This window comes from Rheinheimera pacifica, assembly GCF_024809855.1.
GTDB classification, from domain to species: Bacteria; Pseudomonadota; Gammaproteobacteria; order Enterobacterales; family Alteromonadaceae; genus Alishewanella; species Alishewanella pacifica_A.
In genome coordinates, this window is sequence record NZ_JANUEM010000009.1 from 24096 (window position 1) to 45747 (window position 21652).

A 21652-nucleotide genomic window follows, 5' to 3' on the forward strand; every position below is an offset into this window, starting at 1 on the left:
CAGAATATATAATGAAAACAATACAACAATGTCAGCTACTGTGTGCGATGGCAGTAGCACTAGGTGCAATAACCGGTTGTGATAGTGGTGAGACACCGGATGTAAATAATGCACCAACACCAGTGTTAACCTCAGCCGAGGTAAGCGCCAGTGCTGTAAAAGGGGTTTTAAGCGGCGCTGCGGTTAGTGTCAGTGCATTAAACGGTACTACGGTAAGCAGTACCGCCGTGCAAACCGACAGTAACGGTATGGCGGCTACCACCCTGACATCAGCTCCGGGTTATGCTTTTAGCGCAGTGCACAAACTGGCGGTTACCACTACTGCCGACAGCAGTATGCTATGTGATCTTAACCTGTGTGGCGAAACAGCCTTAGGGGCGCCGGTCAGTGCTGACGCGCTGGGCAGCGTGACATTAACTAACCTGTTCTGGTTAAAAGCGCCGCTGGGCGCTGCCGCTGATGGTACTGCTGATGCCACAGTGCAGGTTAATGCGCTCACTACCTTTGCCAGCCAGTTACTGGAGGCAGCAATTGCAGGGGGGCGTAATGTGTCGGCACTGGCTACGCTGGAACCGGCGCAACTGGAATACTCAGCGCAGCTGTTACGTATTCTTGGCGTTGACATGCCGGCAATAAACCTGCTGCAACAGCCACTGCAAAGTGCCGATAATGCAGAAAATTTTGCTCAAAGCAGCAACCAGCTGATTCGGTTATCCTTTGCTAATGCCGCTTTTGCCTATATTGGCGCAGAGGCAACCCTGGCCGATACGTTTGCTGCCGCAGCAGCACAGGTAGCGCTGGCGGCAGAAGGCGATGAAGCCGCTGCTACAGCACTGCGCCAGCAACTGCTGGATGCATTGCAGGGCCACCCGGTACTGGCAGAGCTGGGTTTAACCCCGGACAGCATTATTGATATTGAGCTGCCATTAGTACTGGCAGATAACAGTAGCGGGCCAATTCGCGAATACACCACTGCAGCCTATTTAGCCGGTGCGCAAATAAGCTACCGTGGTGCTATCAGCGATAGCGAAAGTGGTGACCAGGCTTTTGATGGCAGTGCCGACACTAAATGGCTGGATAATACCGGCGTGCCCAGTGCAGAGGCTCCGGCCTGGTTAACACTGCAGTTTGCCCAGGAGCAAGCTATCAGTGTGTTGTCTGTTACCAGCGCCAACGATGCGCCGGACCGTGACCCGGAAAACTTTAACCTGCAGGCCTCTAACGATGGTGAGAGCTGGCTTACGCTGGGGCAGTGGGCCGGTGTCAGCTTTGAGCAGCGCTTAACAGCGCAGGATTTTGCCTTTAATAACAGCTTGCCGTATAGCTATTACCGGCTGAATATTACAAAAAATAAAGGTGATACCAACTTAATGCAACTAGCTGAAGTGCAGCTGTTTGGCCCGGTGTATCCCGACCAAATTCAGCAAGGTGGCAGCATAACTGCCAGCGGTGCCATTGGCGATGCAGAAAGCGCCGATATGGCGTTTGACGGCTTGCTGAGCACAAAATGGCTGGATAACACGGCGGTGCCAACAGCTGAGCAGCCATCCTGGGTGCAGGTGCAATTTAGTGAAGCAAAAGCGGTCAGCAGCCTGGCTATCAGTAGTGCTAACGATGCGCCGGACCGCGATCCGGAGAACTTTAACCTGCAGGCATCAACCGATGGTGTCAACTGGCTGACTTTAGGCGAATGGGCCGGTGAGAGTTTTGACAGCCGTGGTCAGCGCCGTTTATTCAACACCGGTAATAGCCTGGCTTATCACTACTACCGGCTTAATATCAGCAAAAACAAAGGTGATGTCAGCCTGATGCAAATTGCTGAAATTGAGCTTATCGGGCCTGCGGTACCAGCGCTGAATCATGCTTTAACCGCTACAGCAGTGGCCTCCAGCGGTGCTATAAGTGAAACTGAAGCCGCCGGCTATGCCTTTGACGGTGACAGCCAGACTAAGTGGCTGGACAACACAGCAGTGCCAACAGCCGCAGCACCAGCCTGGGCCAGTGTAACCCTGGCAGAGCCACAGGCAGTGAATATGCTGGCGCTGGTTAGTGCCAATGATGCGCCGGACCGTGACCCGGAAAACTTTAGCCTGCTGGCCTCTGATGATGGTGAGTATTGGGTTAATCTGGGGCAATGGGCCGGTATCAGTTTTAGCGAACGCGCCGAGCGGCAAACTTTCGCAGTAGCTAATGCGCTGGGTTACAGCCATTACCGGCTGAATATCACGAAAAACAAAGGTGATAGTGCTTTAATGCAGGTAGCCGAAATTGAACTGATTGGCCCACAGGTACAGGCGCAGGATCACAGTGATAATGCTGCAGCCCAGGTTACCGAGCGTGCTGCTATCAGTGATGGCGAAGCGGGTACTATGGCGTTTGATAATAACCCGGCAACCAAATGGCTGGACAACGGCGGCGTACCTTCGGTTGAAGCGCCCTCCTGGCTGGAAATCAGCTTGCCGCAGCCGGTAATTGTGAATACCTTTGCTATGACCAGTGCTAACGATGCACCGGACCGCGATCCGGAGAACTTCCGTTTACTTGGTTCAAACGATGGTGAAAGCTGGCAGGTACTGGGTGATTGGGCAGGTGAGAGTTTTGCAGCCCGTGCCGAGCAGCGTAGCTTTAGCATACTGAATGGCCGCAGTTTCAGCCACTACCGCATTGAGATCACAAAAAACAAAGGTGATACCAATTTAATGCAGGTGGCAGAGTTTGAGCTGATCGGCCCTGTGCTTTAAGCTGCAATATTGTTGGCATACAAAAGGCGCAGCCAGGCTGCGCCTTTTATCATAAAGGTAATCTGATCGATGTTAACTGTAAGCTCTGCGCTGTTTGCCGGTATCGATGCCGGCGGCAGCCATTGCCGGGTGCGGCTGGAAGATGAAAGCGGTAATCTGCTGGGTGAAGGGCGCTCGGGCGCTGCCAATTTGGGGCTGGGCTGGCTACAGGTTGAAGCCAATGTCTGGCAGGCGCTAGATGCCGCTTTATTGCAGGCCGGGCTGGATAGCAGTGCTTATACCCGCTTGCATGTGGGAGCCGGTTTTGCCGGTGCCCATCTGGCCGGGTTAAAAGCCACAGCGCTACAGTGGCAGCACCCTTTTGGCAGTTGGCATGTTACCACCGATTTACACGTCGCCTGTTACGGCGCACACGGCGGCGAGGCTGGCAGCGTGATTATTCTGGGCACCGGCTTTAGCGCTATCGGGCTGACCGAGCAGGATGAAACCCTGCTTGGCGGCTATGGCTTTCCAATCAACGCTGTTTGCAGCGGTTCTGGTTTGGGTTTGCAGGCCGTGCAGGCGGTATTGCTGGCACTGGATGCTCTGGCACCTGCTACGATGCTAAGCACCTTGTTACAACAGCACTTTAATGGTGGAGCGGCTTTGATGGCAGAGCAACTACTACACGCTACACCGCAGCAGTATGCTGAACTGGCGCCGCTAGTATTTCAGGCGGCAGACAGCGGTGATGCGGTTGCACTGGCTATGCTGCAACAGGCATGCGATTTTATTACCAGGCTTACCCGGCAGTTGCCACAAGGCCGTTGTTGCCTGTTGGGGGGCGTAGGGCAGCGCTTGCTAACTTATCTGCCGCCAGCACAGCGTAACCACTTTAGTGCTCCGCTGGCACCGGCAACAGTAGGGGCTATTTATTATGCCCGCCGCCAACTGGCCATTGCAGCGCAGGAGGCTAAGCAGTATGGCACAAATTGAAATATGCCTTGATAGCGACAGCCGCTACCTTACGCAGAATATCCGCACCGTTTGCGCTGCCGGTATTGACAGCATTGAGCTGTGCAGCCAGATGGCGCTGCAGGGGTTGTCGGTTAGTGCTGATGCGTTACGCCAGGCTCGTGCAGCCTGTAATTCGCATACACAGCTGCGGGTTATGCTAAGGCCCAGAGCAGGTAATTTTGTTTACTCGGTGCCCGAGCAGCAGCAAATACAAGCACAGTTACTGCAGGCAGCAAAATTGGGGGCTGACGGCATTGTGGTCGGAGCCCTGACGGCAGATGCGCAGCCGGATCTGCCGTTTTTAACCGGTTTGTTGCAACAGTGCCAACAACTGGGCCTGGCTTGCACTTTTCACCGTGCTTTTGACGCCTGCATCAGCCCGGCTGCAGCGGTAGAGCAGCTGCTGGGATTAGGCGTGCAGCGGTTATTAAGTAATGGTACACCTTGGCAGCAACAGCAAAGCATAACGCAGGGGGTACGCCAGTTGGCAGCGCTGCAGCAGTATATTGCCGGGCGCATGGTGCTGGTGGCCGGTGGCGGGGTTACGCTGGCCAACTTACCGCAGCTGCAGCAAACACTGCACGACAATGCACAGCTGTGCTGGCATTTGCATTCGGCGGTACTTACCGACGATAAGGTAGATGCCGCTAAGCTTGAGCAACTACAACATTGTCTGACTGAACGGGCTAAGCCAAATCAACAACCAGCGCCAAACCGGCAATAAGGAGAGCCACATGCTTAAACGGAGGTATTTTTTAAAACTTGGCGCTATGCTTGGCGCCGGTGTATCGGCTGCAGCCTTGTTACCGGGTTGCGCAGCTGTAGCGGCGCCGGGGCGTAAACCTGTGGTGATCAGCACCTGGGATTTCGGCCTGCAGGCGAATAAGGTGGCGTTTAATTTATTACAACAGGGAGCCCGTGGCGTTGATGCGGTACAGCAAGGTGTAATGCTGACCGAAGCCGACCCGACCGAGCGCAGTGTCGGCTATGGCGGCCGACCGGATCGTGACGGCAAAGTCACACTGGACGCCTGCATTATGGATGAATTTGCCAATATCGGCGCGGTGGCGGCGCTGCAGCAGATTAAACACCCAGTGGCAGTAGCCCGGGCGGTGATGGAGCAAACACCGCATGTGATGCTGGTAGGCCAGGGCGCGCTCGATTTTGCGCTGGCACAGGGCTTTGTTGCTGAAAATTTACTCACGCCAGAGTCAGAACAAGAATGGCGGCAGTGGCTAAAAGATGCCAACTACCGGCCAATTGTTAATATTGAAAACCATGACACCATAGGTATGCTGGCGCTGGACAGCCACGGCAATTTAGCCGGCGCCTGCACCACCAGTGGTATGGCGTTTAAACTGCACGGCCGGGTAGGTGATTCGCCGATTATCGGCGCTGGTTTATATGTTGATAACGAAGTCGGTGCGGCCACAGCCACTGGCCATGGCGAAGAGGTGATTCGGGTGACAGGCTCATTTTTAGTGGTCGAGTTGATGCGCCAGGGCTACAGCCCGCAGCAGGCGTGTGAGCAGGCGGTACAGCGTATTTATCATAAGCTGCAACTGCGCAAAGGCAATATTGCCGACACCCAAATTGGCTTTATTGCACTGAATAAAAACGGTGAATATGGCAGCTATTGTCTGCAGCCGGGTTTTAATTTTGCCGTGCAGCACCAGGGGGAAAGTAAGCTACACGCTGCGGCAGCATTGCTAACCCGGTAAAGCCACTTGTGCCAGTGCGTACCGGCATAAAGTTACCAACCGTTTCAGTGCAGCAGCTAATTCCGGCTGGCTGCTATTGGCAATACCCAGTATCAGGCCACTGCGCGACTCAGCATTAAACAGATAGCGGCTAAGTGGCTGTGCTTTAATACCATAGGCTGCGAGTTGTTGCTGTAAACTGACATCATCGATTGGTTCAGGAAACTCCAATACTAAATGTAAGCCAGCGTCCAGCGCATATAAGCGGCACTGCGGCAAATCTTGTTGTAGCAGTTGTGCCGCAAACTGCTTTTGCTGCTGATAATAGCGGCGCATTTTGCGCAGGTGACGGCCAAAATGGCCTTCGCTGATAAAATCGGTCAGAGCGGCTTGCGGCAATAATGGTACATCGCCATGCAGCGCCTGCAAAATGCTGGCGGCATGGGCGATAACCGCCCTGGGGGCAACCAGATAACCGAGGCGTAGCGCCGGAAATAAGGTTTTGCTGCACGAACCGGCAAACAACACGCCTTCACCGCCTGCTAACCCTTGCAAGCTGGCAACAGGGCGGTGCTGGTACTGAAACTCGCTGTCGTAATCATCTTCTACCAGCCAGCAGTTGTGTTGGCGCGCCCATTGCAACACTGCCAGCCGGTTTGCCAGTGGCATAATGCCGCCCAGCGGATACTGGTGCCCAGGCGTAAGGAATAGTGCTTTGGCCTCAGATGATGATGGAAGCTGTGTTATATCCAGGCCATTGGCAGAGCTGGCATCCAGATACTGCACCTGCAACTCGCACAACTGCAAGGCTTGTTTCAGGCGCGGATAGCCGGGTGTTTCCATCAGTACCTGCTGGCCTGCCTTTGCAACCAGTTTGGCTGCAATAAACAATGCCTGCTGTGCTCCGGCGGTGATCAGTATGTTGTGCTCGTTACATACTACCTGGCGCGACTGGCACAGATAAACAGCCAGTGCCTGACGCAGCGGCAGATACCCTAATGGCTCAGCAAAGCCGCTTAACTGCTCACGATTGCTGTGGCGTGATAACAGGCGTTGCCATAACGCATAAGGAAACAGCGGCAAAGCCGGTACACCAGGTTGTAGTAAGCCGCTTACCATTCCCTGTTTTTGCGGTAAATCATAATGGTTTAGTGTTAGCTGGTTAACTGGCAAAGCCCGGGCAGGCTCCGGCTGAAAGTACTGCTCTGGCACCGCAATAATCTGATAGCCGCGGCCTGGCTGGCCTTCGATATAACCTTCTGCTACTAATTGCTGCAGCACCTGATTCACCGTGTTGCGGCTTAGCTTTAAGTCTGCGGCCAGCTGTCGGCTGGATGGCAGCAGGGCACCATTGGGCCAGAGCCCTTGCAGAATTTGATATTGTAACAACTGATATAGCTGTAATTGCAGGCTACCCCGGCCGCTAAGTTGCAGGTTGTCAGTTAGTATGCGCAACTGGATCTCCCACTTTGTTAAAACTGGTACTTTTTATGAGGCCAGTTTAGCCGCTATGCTAGCGGCAAGACAAGAAGGAGGCAGCTAATGACTATCGTATACCGACAGGAAAGCAGTTTTAATCTGGACGAAATGCTGGCGCTGTACAGCGCATCGGGTATTAACCGGCCAACAGACGATAGCGCAAGAATGGCCGTTATGCTGGCAAGTAGCAATTTACTGATTACCGCCAGGCAAAATGGCCGGTTACTGGGGCTGGCACGCTGTTTAACCGACAAAGCCTATGTGGTGTATATCTGTGATCTGCTGGTAGATAAAGCTTACCAGCAGCAGGGTATAGGTAAAGCGCTGTTGGCTGCGGTACTGCAGGCTACCGGGCCGCAGGTACAACAGTTACTGCGCAGTGCGCCGTCTGCCATGCAGTATTATCCGCAAGTGGGTTTTACCGCGATAGATAACGCCTTTCATATTCAGCGCCAGTACTAAGCAGGAGACAGCAGTGTATCCCCCCGCTTTTTATTACACCGATGACCGCACACAATTACAGGCATTTTTACAGCAACATTATTTTGGTTTACTACTTAGTAGTAACGGCAGTTTTAGCTACACACCACTACCGTTTTTATTTTCCTGGCACAGCACGGGTGATAAAGCGTATTGCCATTTGGCGCGCAATAACCCGCAGTTAAGCCAGTTGGATGGAGCGCCGGTTACTATTGTTATTCAGGGGCCGCATGCCTTTATCGCCGCCAGTTGTTACCGGCAGCAACCGGCGGTATCTACCTGGAACTACGCTCTGGCTGAGCTAAAGGGTACAGCACGGTTATTGGATGCAGAGCAAACGCTGGCATTGGTCAGAAAACAGGAAGCGCATAGCGCAGCTGATATGACGCAAGCCACTGACTACCAACAAAAGTTAGTTAACGCTATAGTCGGTGTTGAGATTAACCTGAGCAGTATCACGGGCCGTTTTAAGTTATCGCAAAGCAAAACGCCTGCCGAGCAGCAGGCGGTTATCAATTATTTGCAGCAAACCGAGCAACCTGCCACGGTATGGCAAATGATGTTATCGCAGCATTAGCTTGGTGGCTTTCACATAGTTGCCGGTATTCCGGTTTACAGCACGGCATTAGTTTAATGCGTGCGCGGTAATTGGTCTAACCCCAGTAGTTGTTCGGCAAAAAATAAACCAAGCACTGTACCAACAGAAATGCCAAGCAGTACACCGGTTGCCGCTATATTAAGCGACAATTGCAGTGGCTGACTGATGAGCAGGTGGCTTTTTAACACGACAAAACTGGCAACAAGTAATACCGCTGCTAAGGGGTTAAACAATAGGCTGATAGGCACATCGAAAGCCCACAAACTAGTGGCATCTTTAAAGCGCAGATATACGTTGAGCGTTGGCAAGATGGCATAAATAAGCGCAGCAGCCAGCAATAGCCCAAGCCAAAGGCTTACGCCATGCAATTCAATAATTTTATAGCTTTTAATCGCAGCATAAATAACGGCTGCGGCATAGGCTAAAAAAGCAGGTAAAAGCAGTATGCCCATAGTTTAATTCTTATAAGCGTTCGCCATAGAGTAGCTTCATATGGATAGGAACTTTCATTACGAATGACAAAGGCGGCCAGATAGTGATTAACCATCTGGCCAATAAGTTTTACATGACGCTACTGATAGCTTCGCGGGCACTGCGATAAAGTGCACCAACGGTTCTATCAAATACCCAGCGGATAAATTTAAATGACAGCTCTGTCACAGTAGTTACTGCCTGGCGGGCGAATGTTAGCATGTGGCCCAGCAAACCTTTGGTCTGTTCAGCAAGAACCGTAGATGCTTTGGCAACGGCCTCCAGTGTTCTCGCCAACATATCGTAAAAAGTCAGGCCGGTACCAATAGCGGCCTGAGCCATAACAGCCGTGTAATAGCCTGAGTCTTTGAGTAAAGTGATTAAGCCAGAGCTTATTTTTTCTGCCCAATAACTGGTAAATGAAGCCTGATGGCGATTTTCATATTTCAGCCGGACCCCAATATGGTTGACAGATGATTGTGTTTGCAGATTACGCCAACTGTTATTGTTGGCTGTATTCAGGTAACCTGGCGTTGCTTCTGTAGCCATTTTATGTGCAGCAAAGCTGATCCCTTGCCCAGGCGCTAACAAGACTTCTTCACCTTGATAAGGGGCATGTACAAAAGGCCACAGCGGTACCATTGGAACAGGGTCTGCAGCATGTGTACAGCGGAAAATACGGTCGATGTTATTAGATGTTTTGATGGCGAAACCATCCAGCCCGACACGGGGAGCGCCGAAAGTATATAAAAAGACCTTATTTTTATAACGACGTTTAACCCAATCTGCCGTGATATGTGCCAGTGCGCCACCCAGGCTATGGCCGACACAATGTACAGTTCCGTTTGAGCTGCGTGCCAGTAAAGGCGTTAATGTGCTTTCTAATGCTGGTTTCATACTTTGAAAGGTTTTATTAAAACCGGCATGGATTAACGAATTATTCTCACCACCGGTTAAGCCGATATGAGCGTCGGTAATACCGTCACTTAAGCTTGCGGTGCCACGAATAGCAATAACATGGTCGCCATCGTACTGTGCTTTTCCTTTACCAACAGCAGCAAAGCCTGTGGAGCGTTTTAGCATTCGGGCCAGTATGCTGCCGGAAATACCCTGAATAGGGCCATTTGATAAATCAAACTGAAATGCTTTATCAACATCAGGGACTGATTTACCAAAACGGTATAAACCTGAAGAGCTTGGTTTCTGTATGTCATAAGCTGCAGACGCCAGTTGTACTGCCAGTTTAGGTGTTAAAGTTGCCATTAGATGATCCTTTCGATGGTAATTAGTCCAGACTGCAGACACCTGTCACACCGTGTGGGTGGTCAGGAAACTCATGGTTGGGTAATTCGTAAGTTTTTTCCGGATGTGTTAATTCGCAACGTAATTGCTGCATTTTCTCGGTAAGTGTTTTCGCTTCAGAAGCATTCAGCGTGCTGTAGTACCACAACAAATAGCGTTGTTCGTCGTAATCAACATAAAGTACTTGTCGCTTAGCTGTATCAAAAGCCCCACCGGGGCGACTTGAGCGAATGTTTTTTTCATCAAAATCGAAATGGCCACTGCTGTCAGTTACAGCATGGTCCAGGTACTCTTTGTCGTACGTAAGCTCACGGAATACTTTAACGTTGGCCACCGGGGTGCCATTGAAAGTGATTTTACCGTGCACGGCAGGTGATAAATGCACATCGTATTTTTTAAACCAGCTAAACATATCTGCGTTAACCTGTTGTGAGAAAACAATAAATACTAAAAAGCTCAATACCGCTGCCAACAGCGGCAACGGCTTTCGCCATACGTTGGACATACGCATCCGGGCTCCGGCTAAAATGACGTTACTAAAAGATATATAAATAATGCAATTTTGTAAATTAATTATTTTATAAATTGAGGTTAAAAGAAGATGAAAGATGACGCTGCCGGGGTTGGCAGCGCCACTGTAGCGGTATTTTTAACAAGGCATAGAGTTAATAATCGAACTTATACGTGCTGAACAGCTGTTGTACCGCAAGCCAGATATCGCCAACTTTACCGTCAGCTACCGGTTTATCGTTAACATATAGTACCGGTGCAATTTCTTTGCTGGAGCTGGTAAGCCAGATCTCATCTGCAGCCAGCACTTCGGCTTCGCTGATCTCGCGCTCTTCAACTTTAATGCTGCTGTGTTTGGTTAAAATGGCTAGCAGTATCTGCCGGGTAATGCCAGGTAGCAGTTTATGGCTTAACGGTGGCGTAGCAATAACACCATCTTTTACCACAAACACGTTTACGGCTGCGCCCTCGGTTAAATTACCGTCTTTATCAAACAGTAATATCTCCTGTGCGCCTTGGTTGTAGCTTTGCTGGTAGTGCAGCACATTGCCAAGTAGCGATGTCGATTTAATGTGGCAGCGCTGCCAGCGTAAATCCTGGCCGGTAACCACAGCATAGGTGGTGGCTTTGGCTTTATCTGCCACCGGCTCTGGTGGGATGGCAAAGGCAAAGCCAAATACCGTTGGCGCTATATTGGCCGGAAAAGCATGGCCGCGCTTGGTATCGGTACCGCGGCTAACCTGAAAATACACACCGAGGTTATCGCCCAGTTCTGTGCGATTATCTGCCAGCAGCTTATCAGCAATGCTTTGCCAGTCAGCCAGGCTTAGCTTAGGGTCAATCGACAGTTGCGCCAGGCCGCTGTGCATGCGGTCAATATGCGGGCCAAAACCAACAAAGCGGCCGCCATAACTTGGGATCACTTCGTAGATACCGTCGCCAAATAAAAAGCCGCGGTCCATCGGCGATATTTTCGCTTCGCTGGCCGGTACAAAGGCGCCGTTTAAATATACTGTTGTCATAGCATTTCTCTCATCAAAGCTACTCAGATGTATGTTGAGCGGAATCGATATGCTCTAAACCAACCGTTGACGGCATGGATGCCGACAAATTCGTCAGGAACGAATTTGAACAGCTCCGCTGGCCCGTCAAGGGTGAACTTCATGGATGAAGTTCATAACCGAGCCTACAGGGACGTATTTACGGCGTGTTGGTGTGGGCATATCGGTTCTGCGGCTAGTCAGCACCTTGCAACACAGTGCACAAATCTTTAATCAATTGCTGGCCTTCAGTATGCTCCAAGCCGTCTTCAGTCAGAGTGTTTAGCCGGGTAACGCCATCCATACTGCCTTTGGCTGATAAATACTGCAAAATTGCCAGCGGGTCGGCATCACTTAGCAGGTTTTCATTGCGCAGCAAGGACACCATAGCCGCCAGTCCCCAGGCTGCCCAGTTCGATACATCGGCGACAATCAGCTCGTCGCACTGGGTAACACAAGGCGTAATATTCAGCGCACTAACGGCCTGCAGCAGATTTCCCATACCAATTTCATTGCCACCATCGCCAATGCCAATAGTCGGGCAGGGAGCCTGGGTTAAAAAATAATCAAAGCTGGCACAGCGGGCACTGATATCTTCACCGCGCATATTGGCGTAGCGCTGCTGTGCATTAAAACCGGGCCTTTCGATAGAGATCACCAGCTGCGGCTGTAATTCTGCCAGCGCCTTAGTGGCAATGGTCGGCAGCGCTTCGTACTGATTTACCGTAATTTGGTAGCACTGGTAATCAGCTTTTAATGCGCTGTATAGCGGGTCGCCACAGACAATGACAGGCTTTGCTCCTAACTGCGTGAGCAACTGATATAAAGCAATAGCGCCAACCGGGCCGTCGGTTTCAAAGGTATCCAGCACCGGAAAACCGGTGCCGATAAGCACAGTACCACGGCATTGGTTAATCAGCCGCGCTGCACGCAGAATATAACCGGGGCGCAAATGTGGCTGCAGTGTGGCCATGCCACGCAGGTTTTGCCGCACTAATAGCTGTTCTATCTGTTGGCTTAACGCCAGAAAATCAGGGTTCAGTGCTGTCATTACAGGCTTACCAGTTGGCTTGTTATAGCATCAGTACGTACTTTGGCTAAACACAGTGCATTGTGCGCCTGTTCAGGGCTGATGGGGGTAAAGTACAGCTCTGTACCGGCCACCGCCTGCGCCAGCAGCGCGCAATCAAGCGATAGAACTGAACCTATTTTCGGATAACCGCCCAGTGTCTGACGGTCATTCAGTAATACTATCGGCTGGCCATCGGGCGGTATTTGTACTGCGCCGTAACAGATGCCTTCAGATAACAACTGGCTTTGCTGGCTGTGAATGGCAGTACCAGTTAGCTTATAACCCATACGATCGGCCTGTGGTGTTACTTTATAGCTGTTAAGGTAAAAGCGCTGCCGCTCGGTAACAGGAAAGCTGTCTGCCTGATAACCTTCAACCAACCGTAGTGTCAGAACGCGGTTAAACTGCGGCCGGTAGGCCAGCGGCAGGCTTAGCCGTGGTAGCTGGTTAACCGGCTGTGCGGCCAGCACATCACCGCTTTGTAATTTATTACCCTTTAAGCCACCAATACCTTCGCGCAGCACGGTAGATACGCTGCCAAACTGAGGCGTAACAGCAAAACCTCCGGAAGCGGCCAGATAAGCCCGCAGGCCCTGGCTTACCATGCCCAGTTCTATAACATCGCCAGGCTGAACTTTATGCACTGTCCAAAGCTCAGCTGCTTTGCCATTAATGCTAAGTGGCAGTTCGGCACCGGTAACAGCAATATAGCTGCTGGTGTTGGTGCGCAGTTGCAGGCCGCCAACACTGCACTCTATCAGGGGGGCACCATAGTCGTTGCCCAGTAACCTGTTAGCCCAGCGGGCAGAAGGGGCATCCATAGCGCCGCCGGTGGTTAAGCCCAGCGCACTCTGGCCGAAACGGCCTCTATCCTGCAACAGGCTTAGTACGCCGGCAGCTATTACTTCAAAGCCACTCATAGCTTAGCACCTTGTAGTTCACCACCCAGGCGTAAAAACTCTGCTTTATCTATCGCGACAAAACGCACTTCATCGCCTACCGACACCGGCATTACCGGTGTTTGCTCAGGGTTAAACATCCGCGTTGGGCAAAGGCCGATTAAATTCCAGCCGCCAGGTGATTGTGCCGGATATATCGCAGTTTGCCGGTCGGCAATAGCAACGGCACCCCGTGGCACTTTGGCGCGAGGTGTGGCTAAACGTGGCATTTGCAATAGTGGGTCTACCTCACCTAAATAGGCAAAGCCCGGTGCAAAGCCAATGGCATAAACACGGTAACTGACAGCCTGATGACGCTGAATAACCTCATCAATGCTGATGTTTTTTGTTTGGGCAATAAGGGCTAAATCCGGCCCGCTTTCCTCACTGTAATACACCGGTAGTTCGACAACTTTGCCGCTCTGGCTATCGCTATTGTGCAAGTTGGCCAGGCAGTGCTTCAGCTGTGCCTGTACGCGAAAGTGGTCGGTACGCAGCGGGTTAAACATCACCAGCACCGAGGCGTAAGAGGGCAATACATCGATAAGATCTTCAGCCAGTTCTGCCCGGATCAGCACACAAGCCTGTTGTACCAGAGCGGATATAGCTGGGTCAATGCGCTGGTCAAAATACAATATCAGGGCATTTTCACCGGCCAGGGTAAGTTGGTACTGCGGTTTACTCATACCCATACTCATTTTAACAGGGCCCTAATTTGCTGCACCTGGGCAATAGCGGCCTGGTTATCGCCATGCACACACAATGTATCGGCAGCCAGAGCCAGTTGTTTGCCGCTTGCGGTGGTGACGATGCCGTGTTTAACCAGTTGGGTAACCTGGGCCAGCATTTCATCAGCATGTAATACAGCGCCCGGCTGGTTGCGCGGGGTGAGTTTGCCATCGTCTGTATAACGCCGGTCAGCAAAGGCTTCAAATAACAGAGTAACGCCCTTGGTAGCTGCTAAATCGCGGTAATCCTGCTGCTGTGCTGTGGCTAAAATCATCAGTTTAAGCGGTTTATAGTAGCTGGTAACGGCGTCCAGTACCGCAGCAAATACGGCTGGTTTGCTCATCATATCGTTGTATAAAGCACCGTGCGGCTTGACATAGCTAAGGGTTAAGCCAGCGCTTTGTGCCATACCATCCAGTGCGGCAATCTGGTAATGCAGGCTGTTCACTATTTCACTGTGCGACAGAGCCATACTACGTCGGCCAAAGCCTTGTAAGTCGGGGTAAGATGGGTGTGCGCCGATAACAACACTGTGCTGTTTCGCCAGTTGTAAGGTTTTTGCCATTACATCCGCATCACCGGCATGAAAGCCACAGGCAATATTGGCCATATCAATATGTGGCATAACGTCGCTGTCCAGCCCCATTTGCCAGCTGCCAAAGCTTTCACCCAAATCACAGTTAAGTTTCATCTTCCCTCCGCAATGGAAAAATAATTTATTCATATTGCGTTCAATTTTAGTAATAGTCTAGTCGTATGCGACCAGTTACTGCTATCTGTTGGTCGCACAAGCTTATGATCAGGGTAGCAAGTATGCCCTGTTGTTGGCAAAAACTGCTTTATGTGATGGTGGTGTTGTGTTTTAACCCGCGGTTTTGCATTTCATGCAGCCGCGAGCTGCAACGGGCGAAGGTGAACGCCAGTTGTTTTGCCTGATACAACTCATTAACCGGCACGTCGGCGCTAAGCAGTAACATAGTGCCTCTGTCGTAGCATTCATCTACCAGGGCGATAAAGCGGCGGGCTTCGTTGTCCAGTTTGCTGACATAGTATTCTTTGTGCTCACGCTGATAACAGTCTTCAACGCCGTGCACTATCGGCTTATCGGCCAGATAGCTAAATTGCGGTACGCCGTGTACGGCAATAGCGGTGTACTGGCTACACAGCGCCATATAATCCAGCTGGCTACGCGGCCCGGCGCAAATGGCGTTAAAGTTAAAGCCTATAAGGTGTTGGTTATGCCACAGTGCCGGTACATTGCGGTTTAGCAAATTAATTGTTGGTAATGCCGTCAGCGGGCCGCTTAGTTGCTCTGCCTTTTGTTGCAGTGTTGCCAGGCTGGCACCCTGTAAATAATACGGCCAGCTTTGCTGCTGGTGCAGGCGGTAATCTTCGCCGCTGTCCAGCGTTACCACCTCGCAGTGTTGCTGCAACAAGGCGATAGTGGGCAAAAACCGTTGCCGTTGAAGGCCATTGGCGTATAGCTGCTCCGGCAAAGCATTCGAGGTAGTAACCAATACCACGCCAGCGTTAAACAAATGGCGCCATAGCGTACCGAGTAACATGGCATCGCCGATGTCGTTGACAAAAAACTCATCAAAACACAATACCCGGTACTGCGCTGCCCACTGCGCAGCAATATGCTGCAACGGCTCTGGCTGGCCGCTTAGCTGGTGCAGCTCCTGGTGAATACGTGCCATAAAATGATGAAAATGCAGCCGGATCTTCTGCGATGTTTTTAGCTGTTGGTAAAACAGATCCATCAGCAGGGTTTTGCCACGGCCAACCGGGCCCTGAATGTACAAACCACGCAGCGAAGACGGAGCCGCGGCGCTTTGGCCGCTACTTAGCTTCTGTGCCAGCAGCGATAAGTGCTGCAGCAGTTGATACTGGTTTTCGTCGTAGCTTAGCGCTGCCTTGGCAACCTGCTGTTGGTATAGGGTAAGTGGAATAACTGCCTCACTTAAGCAAAACTGGCGCGGATATCGGCGATGGTAATAAACAGTTTATTTTCACTATCGGCAAAGGCGGTAAAGCCGTAGTGTTGATAAAATTGGCTTACACCGTCTTTAGCATCGACTATCACCAGTGGAAAACCCACGGTATCGCTGGCATGCAGCAATTTTCGCAGGGCATCTATCAGCAACCATTCGCCCAGCCGCAGGTTCTTATAACGCTGATCAACTGCCAACCGGGCAATGAGGCCGGCGGAGGTTCCTGGCTGATGCTTTTTCTGTAAAGGAGTTGGTAGTGCGTTTAAGTCAACCGGGGTCATGGTCAGAGTGTAAAAACCGGCTATATGCTGAGGGTTGTTATCATCTTCCAGCACAAAGGTACGGCTGTTGTCTTTACGTGCTTGCTGGCCAGCCATTACTTTCAGGTAGTTGTTTAATGGCACAATGCCGCAATCAAAGCGGTTGCGGTCATGTTTAACTTTATCCAGCAGTACCGTTTGCATCAATGTGTTTTGGTTTCATAACGTGTTGCAGCAGCTTTTAAGTTAGCATTAGCTGCTGCGGGGCTATCCAGCGCCTGCATCAGCAACATAGCATCACGCTCTGACAGCTTAAGAGATTGTTCGCGCTCGATAATCTGCTGGGCTTTTTCTACCGCAGCACTTAATACAAAAGCGTTAATACTAGGCATACCAGCAATAGCGGCTGCCTGCGACAGCATTTCTTGAGTATCAAGATCAACCCGTGCGGTAATTCTGGGGGCTGTGGTGCTCATTAGTTTACTCTCATGTGTCAAAGTGGTGCTTTGGTGTATTGTGGATGTTAAAGCTAAAAAGGTCAAGCAATGTGCCAGTTTGGCACATTGCGATAAGCTCCAAGTGAAAACAGCCGCTAGCGCAGCCGTTTACTTTCTTGTGGGCCAAGATAACTGGGTTTAAGGCCACCGGTATCGATCAGCAGTTTTTGCAGCACCAGCGCCGGATCTACCAGATAAATACGCAGTGTATGGGCGCCGGGTTTAGTTACCTGCAGCGGGCTTTTAATTATACGCACACCATCCAGTACCGATTGCTCCCACACCTGCTGGCTGTTATCGGCCAGTGTATCAACCAGTTGCGGCGGGTTGTTATTCAGTGCCACGGCAAAACGCAGGCCGCGCCCCGGCACTAGGTCCAGCGTGGGTGCCACTATGCTGTGCAGGGTAAAAGTGCCGGTGCTATGAAAAAACAGCGGATACTCCAGATAAGGTGCCTGTTTTAGCGCACTGGGTTGATAATCCGGCACTGTCATGGCTGACATTGAAGAGTGCGTGCGGCCATGGCCCGGAATTTCCTGCCACCAGGCTTGCTTATTATTGGCAACCGTTTTGCCACTGGCGACTTCGATAGCGATATAGCCATCTGCTTCAACAAAACCCTGTGTTGCTGTTGTAGCGGGTTTTATGGCGGCTAGCTGTACTTTTGCCCCGCCCCAGCCGGTGCCCTGAATATGCACTTCGGCGTTATTCAGCCCGGTTTGGGCTTTGCTCCAGTCAACGGATACGGCAATGTGTTGCTCAACGTTGATTTTACCGCTGCTGTGGCTCAGTTTTACCCAGTCTGCCGAGGCTTTAGCGCTAAACTCAAATGGCACTGTGCCTTTATTAAACACTTCGATAGTGCGTTGTTGCTGGCCATGCGGATAAAAGCTATCCAGTACCAGTTGCTGGCCCTGATATTCGCTTATTGGCCATGATAGTGGTGAACCTTCGGCGGCTACGCCCATATCTGCTACTGCCATAGGTTCAGCTACTGAGACAACAGGCATCAGGTTAGCCGGTGGGTTACGCCAGTAAGTAAAACCAATATGTGGTTGCGACATCATATGGTTCCAGCGGCCGTTGCCCAGGCTATGGTATTGTGCTGTCAGTTCGGCGTCGCGGTTAAACCAAAACCTTACCTGCTGCGCCCAGTAGTTGGTGGTAACCCGGCCTTGTGCGCCATGCAGCTGGTTTATCGCCACCGCGCGGTTTAGCTCATACACCGCCTGGCTGGCTTTTAGTGGGTGGGCAACCAGCTGAATATAAGCATCATGCAGCTTTGGGATTAACTGCTGTTGTACCTTATCTGATGTTGCTACCAGTTGTGCCAGTTCATCGCTGATGCGCTGTGCCTCACTGTAATGAAAAATACTGTAAGTGCCGGGCTCTACCGCTTCGGGCTTGCGGCGGCCGTTATGCCGGGTGTAGCCCTGGATCAGCTCTGCTATGGTGGAGGCATGTTCAGGGCCAAATTGTTGCGTGGCCCAGTCAACAGCATATTGCTGCAAATTGTTAGCGTTAAAAGCGTCCGGGTTCCAGGCCATACGCAGGAAAAAATCAATCGGAAATTCCATCGGTTTTAAATCACCGACATTCACTATCCAGATACGGTCAGCCTGATAGTGCCAGGCCAGCTGCATTTGTTCCCAGATTTTTGCCATCGGCACGGTGTTGATCCAGCGATACGAGCGGGGGCTGCCAACATAATCAAAATGATAATACACGCCGGCTCCACCGGCCCGGTTACGCTCGCTGGCGGTAGGTAAGCGGCGGATATTGCCATAGTTATCGTCAGCCCACAGCAGGGTTACATCGTCGGGTACCCGCATGCCTCGCTCGTAAAAGCTCTGCACTTCTTTGTACAGCGCCCATACCTGCGGCACAGTTTCAATCGGGCGGTCGGTAAAGGTTTGCTGCAAAATAGTGCGCTGATCGGCCACTATCTGCTGCAGTAATTCAATATTATCGCCTTCGCTCATCGGTTCGTCTTCCTGGCCGCGCATACCCAGCGTAAAAATACTTTCCAGGTTTTTGTGCCGCTTCGCGCCGTGCTGCCAGAACTTATAGATATTGTCGCGGTTGATAGAGTATTCCCAGGGCCCTTCGCCGTATCGGTTCCATTCTTTGTCGGCGCGCATCATCGGCTCGTGGTGGCTGTTGCTCATCACTATGCCCATTTCATCGGCCAGAACGGCATTTTGCGGATCATCATCGGCAAAGGCGTTGTTCCACATTGCCGGCCATAAAAAGTTGGCTTTAAGTCTTTGTAACAACTCAAATACATGGATATAAAACTGGCTGTTATAGTCGCCGAATTTCTCCGTTACCCAGTTTGTTAATGCCGGGTGTTCGTCGTTCAGAAAAATGCCGCGGTATTTTACCTTTGGTGCATCAGTAATGGCGGTGCCCGCTTTAATATACAGCTGTTCGCGTTTTACTACCGGCACATCGGCCCACCAGTGCCATGGCGAAACGCCAAGGGTTTCGGCCAAATCAAACACGCCGTAAATAGCGCCGCGTTTGTCACTGCCCGCTATAACCAGAGCTTGTGCTACGCCCGGCAACGGTTGCTCTATCACCTGAATAAGATAGGCTTCCCACTTGCCGGCAATAGCGCTGCTATCCAGTTTGCCTGCTGCTGTCAGTTGATCCAGCAGCGGGTTATTGCCCAGGGTACCAATAATCAGTACTTGCCCGGTTGGCTCAGCTCCTGGTTTGTAGCTGATACTCAGCTGTTTATCACTAACATTGGCAATATCTTGCTGCAGGCTGTTAACTGCCCGCAATAAGCCTTTATGGTCTTGCTCTGCTAGCAGAATGGTGGCCTGGCTGTTTTTGCCTACCAGCGCAAAATCAGCTTTAGCGGGCGTCAGTGCCAGATAATCACCCGGCAAGGCATATGTTTGCAGGCTAAACAGCGCACAGTACAGTAGTAAACAGTGCAGTAATAAAGATGCTTTCATCAGTTAACCCCGGTTTCCTGTCGGCTATGTAAACCCAGCATAGTGCCAACGAAACCACCGGCTACCTGCGTGCTTAACAGTTTGGCGTCCTGGGTGCCGGCCAGTGCTTGCCAGTCGTCATTGCCTTTTGCGTAATAAAAACTGATGCTACCGGCGCGGCCGCTTATTTTCAGGCGGATTGGCTCAATGGTGTCGGTTAGCGGCTGGCTGGCTATTTGCTGCGGTGCGCCGCCATTGGCCTGTTCCAGAAAAATGCTCACTTGCTCACCCTGGGCTTTAATACCCAAATAGTAGTGATATTGCTCGTTTTGAAACGCGACTATTCCGGCAGAAAACGGGCCTGCAGAGCGTTCACTGGCAGAGGCTTGCCCGGCAGGTAGTGTTAAGCTGGTGCTGGCATCAAAATGGGTATGTTGTTGGCGACGGCCAATAAAAGCCGGTTGCTCGGATGAATCCAGCCCGCTGGCACCGGCCTGCAGCGTAAGTTGCTGCTTGTTCAGGCTAAGCCAGCTTTGGTCATATTTACGCAAGGTATTCCAGTTTAAATCCAGAGTGTTTGCGCTAAAGTCGTCACGCCAGCTAAAGTTGCCGGTCAGTGGTTGCGCTGCAGTTTGCGTGGCCAGGCTGGCCGGGGCAGCAGGGCGGTAAAGAATCGCTTCACCGGCCGGTAAAATATGCGGCCAGCCATCCTGCCAGCTAACCGGTAATAAGAAGGTTTCACGGCCGGTATTAAAATAGCGTTCCTGATAGGCGCGGCTGGCCAGAAATACCGCCCACCAGCTGCCATCGGGCAGTTGTACAAAGTCGGCATGACCAGCGGTGGTAATAGGATCCGGCCGCTCGGGTGCCAGATCGCGCTGGGTTAAAATAGGGTTGTTGCTATAAGGTACGAAAGGTTCTGTCAGGCTGCGGCTGCGAAAGATTACCGCCGAATGCTGATCTGCTGTACCGCCTTCGGCACAGAGTAAATAATACCAGCCATCATGCTTATACAGGTGCGGGGCTTCAATCCAGATCGGTTTAGTGCTTAAGTCAACACCGCCATTAACCAGTAGCCGTTGTGAATCGGCTACAATTTTCTGGTTTGCTAAATCGTATTCCCATAACCAAATGGCTTTATGGCCCTCGTACAATGATTCGACGGGGTCGCCATTGTGGGCAATATACACTTTGCCATCGTCATCAAAGAAAATATCCGGGTCGATACCTTCTACTTCAGGTAGCCAGATGGGATCAGACCAGGGGCCAGCAGGATCGGTAGCAGCAAGAATAAAGTTGCCGCCTCTGTCTACTACGGTGGTGATAATATAGTAAGTGCCATTATGGTAACGCAGCGTAGGGGCGAAAATACCGCGCGACACCTGCAAACCGGCCATTTCCATTTGCGACTGGCGCGTTAGCGCATAGCCAACAAGCTGCCAGTTTACCAAGTCGCGGCTGTGCAGAATGGGCAGCCCGGGTGTGTAGGTAAAAGACGACACCGTCATATAATAGTCATCACCATTGCGGGTAATGCTGGGATCAGGGAAAAAGCCCGCCAGTACCGGGTTCTGATAGGTGCCCTGCGCTAATGGCTCGGCAAACAGCGGGTCAAGGCCCTGATATTCAAACCAGTTAAATTGTGCGGCTGCAGGTGCTGGTGTAGGGGTGTGGTTTGCTACTGTATCCACAGCGGGTTGGCAGGCGCTTAAGCAAAACACCAGCCCCAGTACCGATTGTTGTAACATCGTCCGATAGTTGTTTGTCATTTATAACACTCCCGCTGTCAATGCCGGGGCAGCCTGTGCGCTGGCCCGCTACATAAAAGGTAGTGTCATTAAAAGAAAAAAGGCCATATTCATCAATGGCCTTAGTGTTATGAAAATACGTCTGCGTTGTG

General features: G+C 51.5%; 20 protein-coding genes. 6 read left to right on the forward strand and 14 right to left on the reverse strand.

Annotated features, from left to right (window positions below; all coding sequences use genetic code 11):
• Positions 1–11: 11 nt before the first annotated feature.
• The 4 genes from M2404_RS12520 (at position 12) to M2404_RS12535 (ending at position 5458) form a co-directional block, all read left to right on the forward strand.
• Positions 12–2741, forward strand: a complete 2730-nt coding sequence (locus M2404_RS12520) for a discoidin domain-containing protein (RefSeq protein ID WP_259240087.1) — start codon at positions 12–14, stop codon at positions 2739–2741.
• A gap of 69 nt (positions 2742–2810) precedes the next feature.
• Positions 2811–3716 (forward strand): glucosamine kinase nucleotide-binding domain-containing protein, encoded by a 906-nt coding sequence (locus M2404_RS12525; protein ID WP_259240088.1) that lies wholly within the window; start codon positions 2811–2813, stop codon positions 3714–3716.
• Entirely contained in the window at positions 3703–4461 is a 759-nt protein-coding gene (locus M2404_RS12530) for a copper homeostasis protein CutC (RefSeq protein ID WP_259240089.1), read from the forward strand. Before M2404_RS12525 ends, M2404_RS12530 begins: the two co-directional genes overlap by 14 nt.
• A gap of 10 nt (positions 4462–4471) precedes the next feature.
• Positions 4472–5458, forward strand: a complete 987-nt coding sequence (locus tag M2404_RS12535) for an isoaspartyl peptidase/L-asparaginase family protein (RefSeq protein WP_259240090.1) — start codon at positions 4472–4474, stop codon at positions 5456–5458.
• Here the strand turns inward: M2404_RS12535 and pdxR are convergent.
• Positions 5447–6892, reverse strand: coding sequence for a MocR-like pyridoxine biosynthesis transcription factor PdxR (gene pdxR / locus M2404_RS12540; RefSeq protein WP_259240091.1), 1446 nt, complete (start codon positions 6890–6892; stop codon positions 5447–5449). The two genes, M2404_RS12535 and pdxR, sit on opposite strands and share 12 nt — an antisense overlap.
• Positions 6893–6979: 87 nt before the next feature.
• On the opposite strand from pdxR, the gene M2404_RS12545 reads away from it, so the two are divergent.
• Both M2404_RS12545 and M2404_RS12550 read left to right on the forward strand, forming a co-directional pair.
• On the forward strand, positions 6980–7378 hold the full coding sequence (locus M2404_RS12545; RefSeq protein ID WP_259240092.1) for a GNAT family N-acetyltransferase: 399 nt from the start codon (positions 6980–6982) through the stop codon (positions 7376–7378).
• A gap of 13 nt (positions 7379–7391) precedes the next feature.
• A complete protein-coding gene (locus M2404_RS12550) occupies positions 7392–7973 on the forward strand; it encodes an FMN-binding negative transcriptional regulator (RefSeq protein WP_259240093.1) in 582 nt (193 codons plus the stop codon).
• Positions 7974–8026: 53 nt separating this feature from the next.
• Here M2404_RS12550 and M2404_RS12555 read toward each other — a convergent pair whose 3' ends face one another.
• The 13 genes from M2404_RS12555 to M2404_RS12615 all read right to left on the reverse strand — a co-directional run bounded on the left by M2404_RS12555 (position 8027) and on the right by M2404_RS12615 (position 21521).
• The gene (locus tag M2404_RS12555) at positions 8027–8446 is read right to left on the reverse strand and encodes a hypothetical protein (protein ID WP_259240094.1); all 420 of its coding nucleotides are present in this window, start codon (positions 8444–8446) and stop codon (positions 8027–8029) included.
• Between the two features lie 109 nt (positions 8447–8555).
• Entirely contained in the window at positions 8556–9728 is a 1173-nt protein-coding gene (locus M2404_RS12560; protein ID WP_259240095.1) for a lipase family protein, read from the reverse strand.
• A gap of 22 nt (positions 9729–9750) precedes the next feature.
• Positions 9751–10278, reverse strand: a complete 528-nt coding sequence (locus tag M2404_RS12565; protein WP_259240096.1) for a DUF6795 domain-containing protein — start codon at positions 10276–10278, stop codon at positions 9751–9753.
• A 154-nt stretch (positions 10279–10432) separates the two neighbouring features.
• The gene (locus M2404_RS12570) at positions 10433–11299 is read right to left on the reverse strand and encodes a D-amino acid aminotransferase (RefSeq protein WP_259240097.1); all 867 of its coding nucleotides are present in this window, start codon (positions 11297–11299) and stop codon (positions 10433–10435) included.
• A 214-nt stretch (positions 11300–11513) separates the two neighbouring features.
• Positions 11514–12368, reverse strand: a complete 855-nt coding sequence (locus M2404_RS12575) for a DUF4392 domain-containing protein (RefSeq protein ID WP_259240098.1) — start codon at positions 12366–12368, stop codon at positions 11514–11516.
• Positions 12368–13309: a 5-oxoprolinase subunit C family protein gene (locus tag M2404_RS12580; RefSeq protein WP_259240099.1), complete on the reverse strand. Its 942-nt coding sequence runs from the start codon at positions 13307–13309 to the stop codon at positions 12368–12370. The genes M2404_RS12575 and M2404_RS12580 overlap by 1 nt, the downstream gene beginning before the upstream one ends.
• On the reverse strand, positions 13306–14013 hold the full coding sequence (gene pxpB / locus M2404_RS12585) for a 5-oxoprolinase subunit PxpB (protein ID WP_259240100.1): 708 nt from the start codon (positions 14011–14013) through the stop codon (positions 13306–13308). The genes M2404_RS12580 and pxpB overlap by 4 nt, the downstream gene beginning before the upstream one ends.
• A gap of 8 nt (positions 14014–14021) precedes the next feature.
• Positions 14022–14747 carry a 5-oxoprolinase subunit PxpA gene (locus M2404_RS12590; RefSeq protein WP_259240101.1) on the reverse strand — a complete coding sequence of 242 codons (726 nt, stop codon included), beginning with the start codon at positions 14745–14747 and terminating at the stop codon, positions 14022–14024.
• 148 nt (positions 14748–14895) lie between these two features.
• A complete protein-coding gene (gene zapE / locus M2404_RS12595) occupies positions 14896–16008 on the reverse strand; it encodes a cell division protein ZapE (protein WP_259240203.1) in 1113 nt (370 codons plus the stop codon).
• Positions 16009–16019: 11 nt separating this feature from the next.
• Entirely contained in the window at positions 16020–16514 is a 495-nt protein-coding gene (locus M2404_RS12600) for a GNAT family N-acetyltransferase (protein ID WP_473091812.1), read from the reverse strand.
• Positions 16514–16786, reverse strand: a complete 273-nt coding sequence (locus M2404_RS12605; protein WP_259240103.1) for a type II toxin-antitoxin system TacA family antitoxin — start codon at positions 16784–16786, stop codon at positions 16514–16516. Before M2404_RS12605 ends, M2404_RS12600 begins: the two co-directional genes overlap by 1 nt.
• 116 nt (positions 16787–16902) lie before the next feature.
• Complete coding sequence (locus tag M2404_RS12610) at positions 16903–19773, reverse strand: glycosyl hydrolase 115 family protein (protein WP_259240104.1); 2871 nt, start codon at positions 19771–19773, stop codon at positions 16903–16905.
• Positions 19773–21521 (reverse strand): glycoside hydrolase family 43 protein, encoded by a 1749-nt coding sequence (locus tag M2404_RS12615; RefSeq protein ID WP_259240105.1) that lies wholly within the window; start codon positions 21519–21521, stop codon positions 19773–19775. Before M2404_RS12615 ends, M2404_RS12610 begins: the two co-directional genes overlap by 1 nt.
• Positions 21522–21652: the final 131 nt, after the last annotated feature.

What these genes read in the sequence shown, in the direction of transcription:
- M2404_RS12575 (WP_259240098.1), bottom strand. Translation starts at nt 12,368, where the DNA reads ATGACAGCACTGAACCCTGATTTTCTGGCGTTAAGCCAACAGATAGAA.
- M2404_RS12545 (WP_259240092.1), top strand. Translation starts at nt 6,980, where the DNA reads ATGACTATCGTATACCGACAGGAAAGCAGTTTTAATCTGGACGAAATG.
- M2404_RS12555 (WP_259240094.1), bottom strand. Translation starts at nt 8,446, where the DNA reads ATGGGCATACTGCTTTTACCTGCTTTTTTAGCCTATGCCGCAGCCGTT.
- M2404_RS12610 (WP_259240104.1), bottom strand. Translation starts at nt 19,773, where the DNA reads ATGAAAGCATCTTTATTACTGCACTGTTTACTACTGTACTGTGCGCTG.
- M2404_RS12535 (WP_259240090.1), top strand. Translation starts at nt 4,472, where the DNA reads ATGCTTAAACGGAGGTATTTTTTAAAACTTGGCGCTATGCTTGGCGCC.
- M2404_RS12600 (WP_473091812.1), bottom strand. Translation starts at nt 16,514, where the DNA reads ATGCAAACGGTACTGCTGGATAAAGTTAAACATGACCGCAACCGCTTT.
- M2404_RS12560 (WP_259240095.1), bottom strand. Translation starts at nt 9,728, where the DNA reads ATGGCAACTTTAACACCTAAACTGGCAGTACAACTGGCGTCTGCAGCT.
- M2404_RS12590 (WP_259240101.1), bottom strand. Translation starts at nt 14,747, where the DNA reads ATGAAACTTAACTGTGATTTGGGTGAAAGCTTTGGCAGCTGGCAAATG.
- M2404_RS12520 (WP_259240087.1), top strand. Translation starts at nt 12, where the DNA reads ATGAAAACAATACAACAATGTCAGCTACTGTGTGCGATGGCAGTAGCA.
- pxpB (WP_259240100.1), bottom strand. Translation starts at nt 14,013, where the DNA reads ATGAGTAAACCGCAGTACCAACTTACCCTGGCCGGTGAAAATGCCCTG.
- M2404_RS12580 (WP_259240099.1), bottom strand. Translation starts at nt 13,309, where the DNA reads ATGAGTGGCTTTGAAGTAATAGCTGCCGGCGTACTAAGCCTGTTGCAG.
- M2404_RS12605 (WP_259240103.1), bottom strand. Translation starts at nt 16,786, where the DNA reads ATGAGCACCACAGCCCCCAGAATTACCGCACGGGTTGATCTTGATACT.
- M2404_RS12570 (WP_259240097.1), bottom strand. Translation starts at nt 11,299, where the DNA reads ATGACAACAGTATATTTAAACGGCGCCTTTGTACCGGCCAGCGAAGCG.
- M2404_RS12530 (WP_259240089.1), top strand. Translation starts at nt 3,703, where the DNA reads ATGGCACAAATTGAAATATGCCTTGATAGCGACAGCCGCTACCTTACG.
- M2404_RS12615 (WP_259240105.1), bottom strand. Translation starts at nt 21,521, where the DNA reads ATGACAAACAACTATCGGACGATGTTACAACAATCGGTACTGGGGCTG.
- M2404_RS12525 (WP_259240088.1), top strand. Translation starts at nt 2,811, where the DNA reads ATGTTAACTGTAAGCTCTGCGCTGTTTGCCGGTATCGATGCCGGCGGC.
- M2404_RS12565 (WP_259240096.1), bottom strand. Translation starts at nt 10,278, where the DNA reads ATGCGTATGTCCAACGTATGGCGAAAGCCGTTGCCGCTGTTGGCAGCG.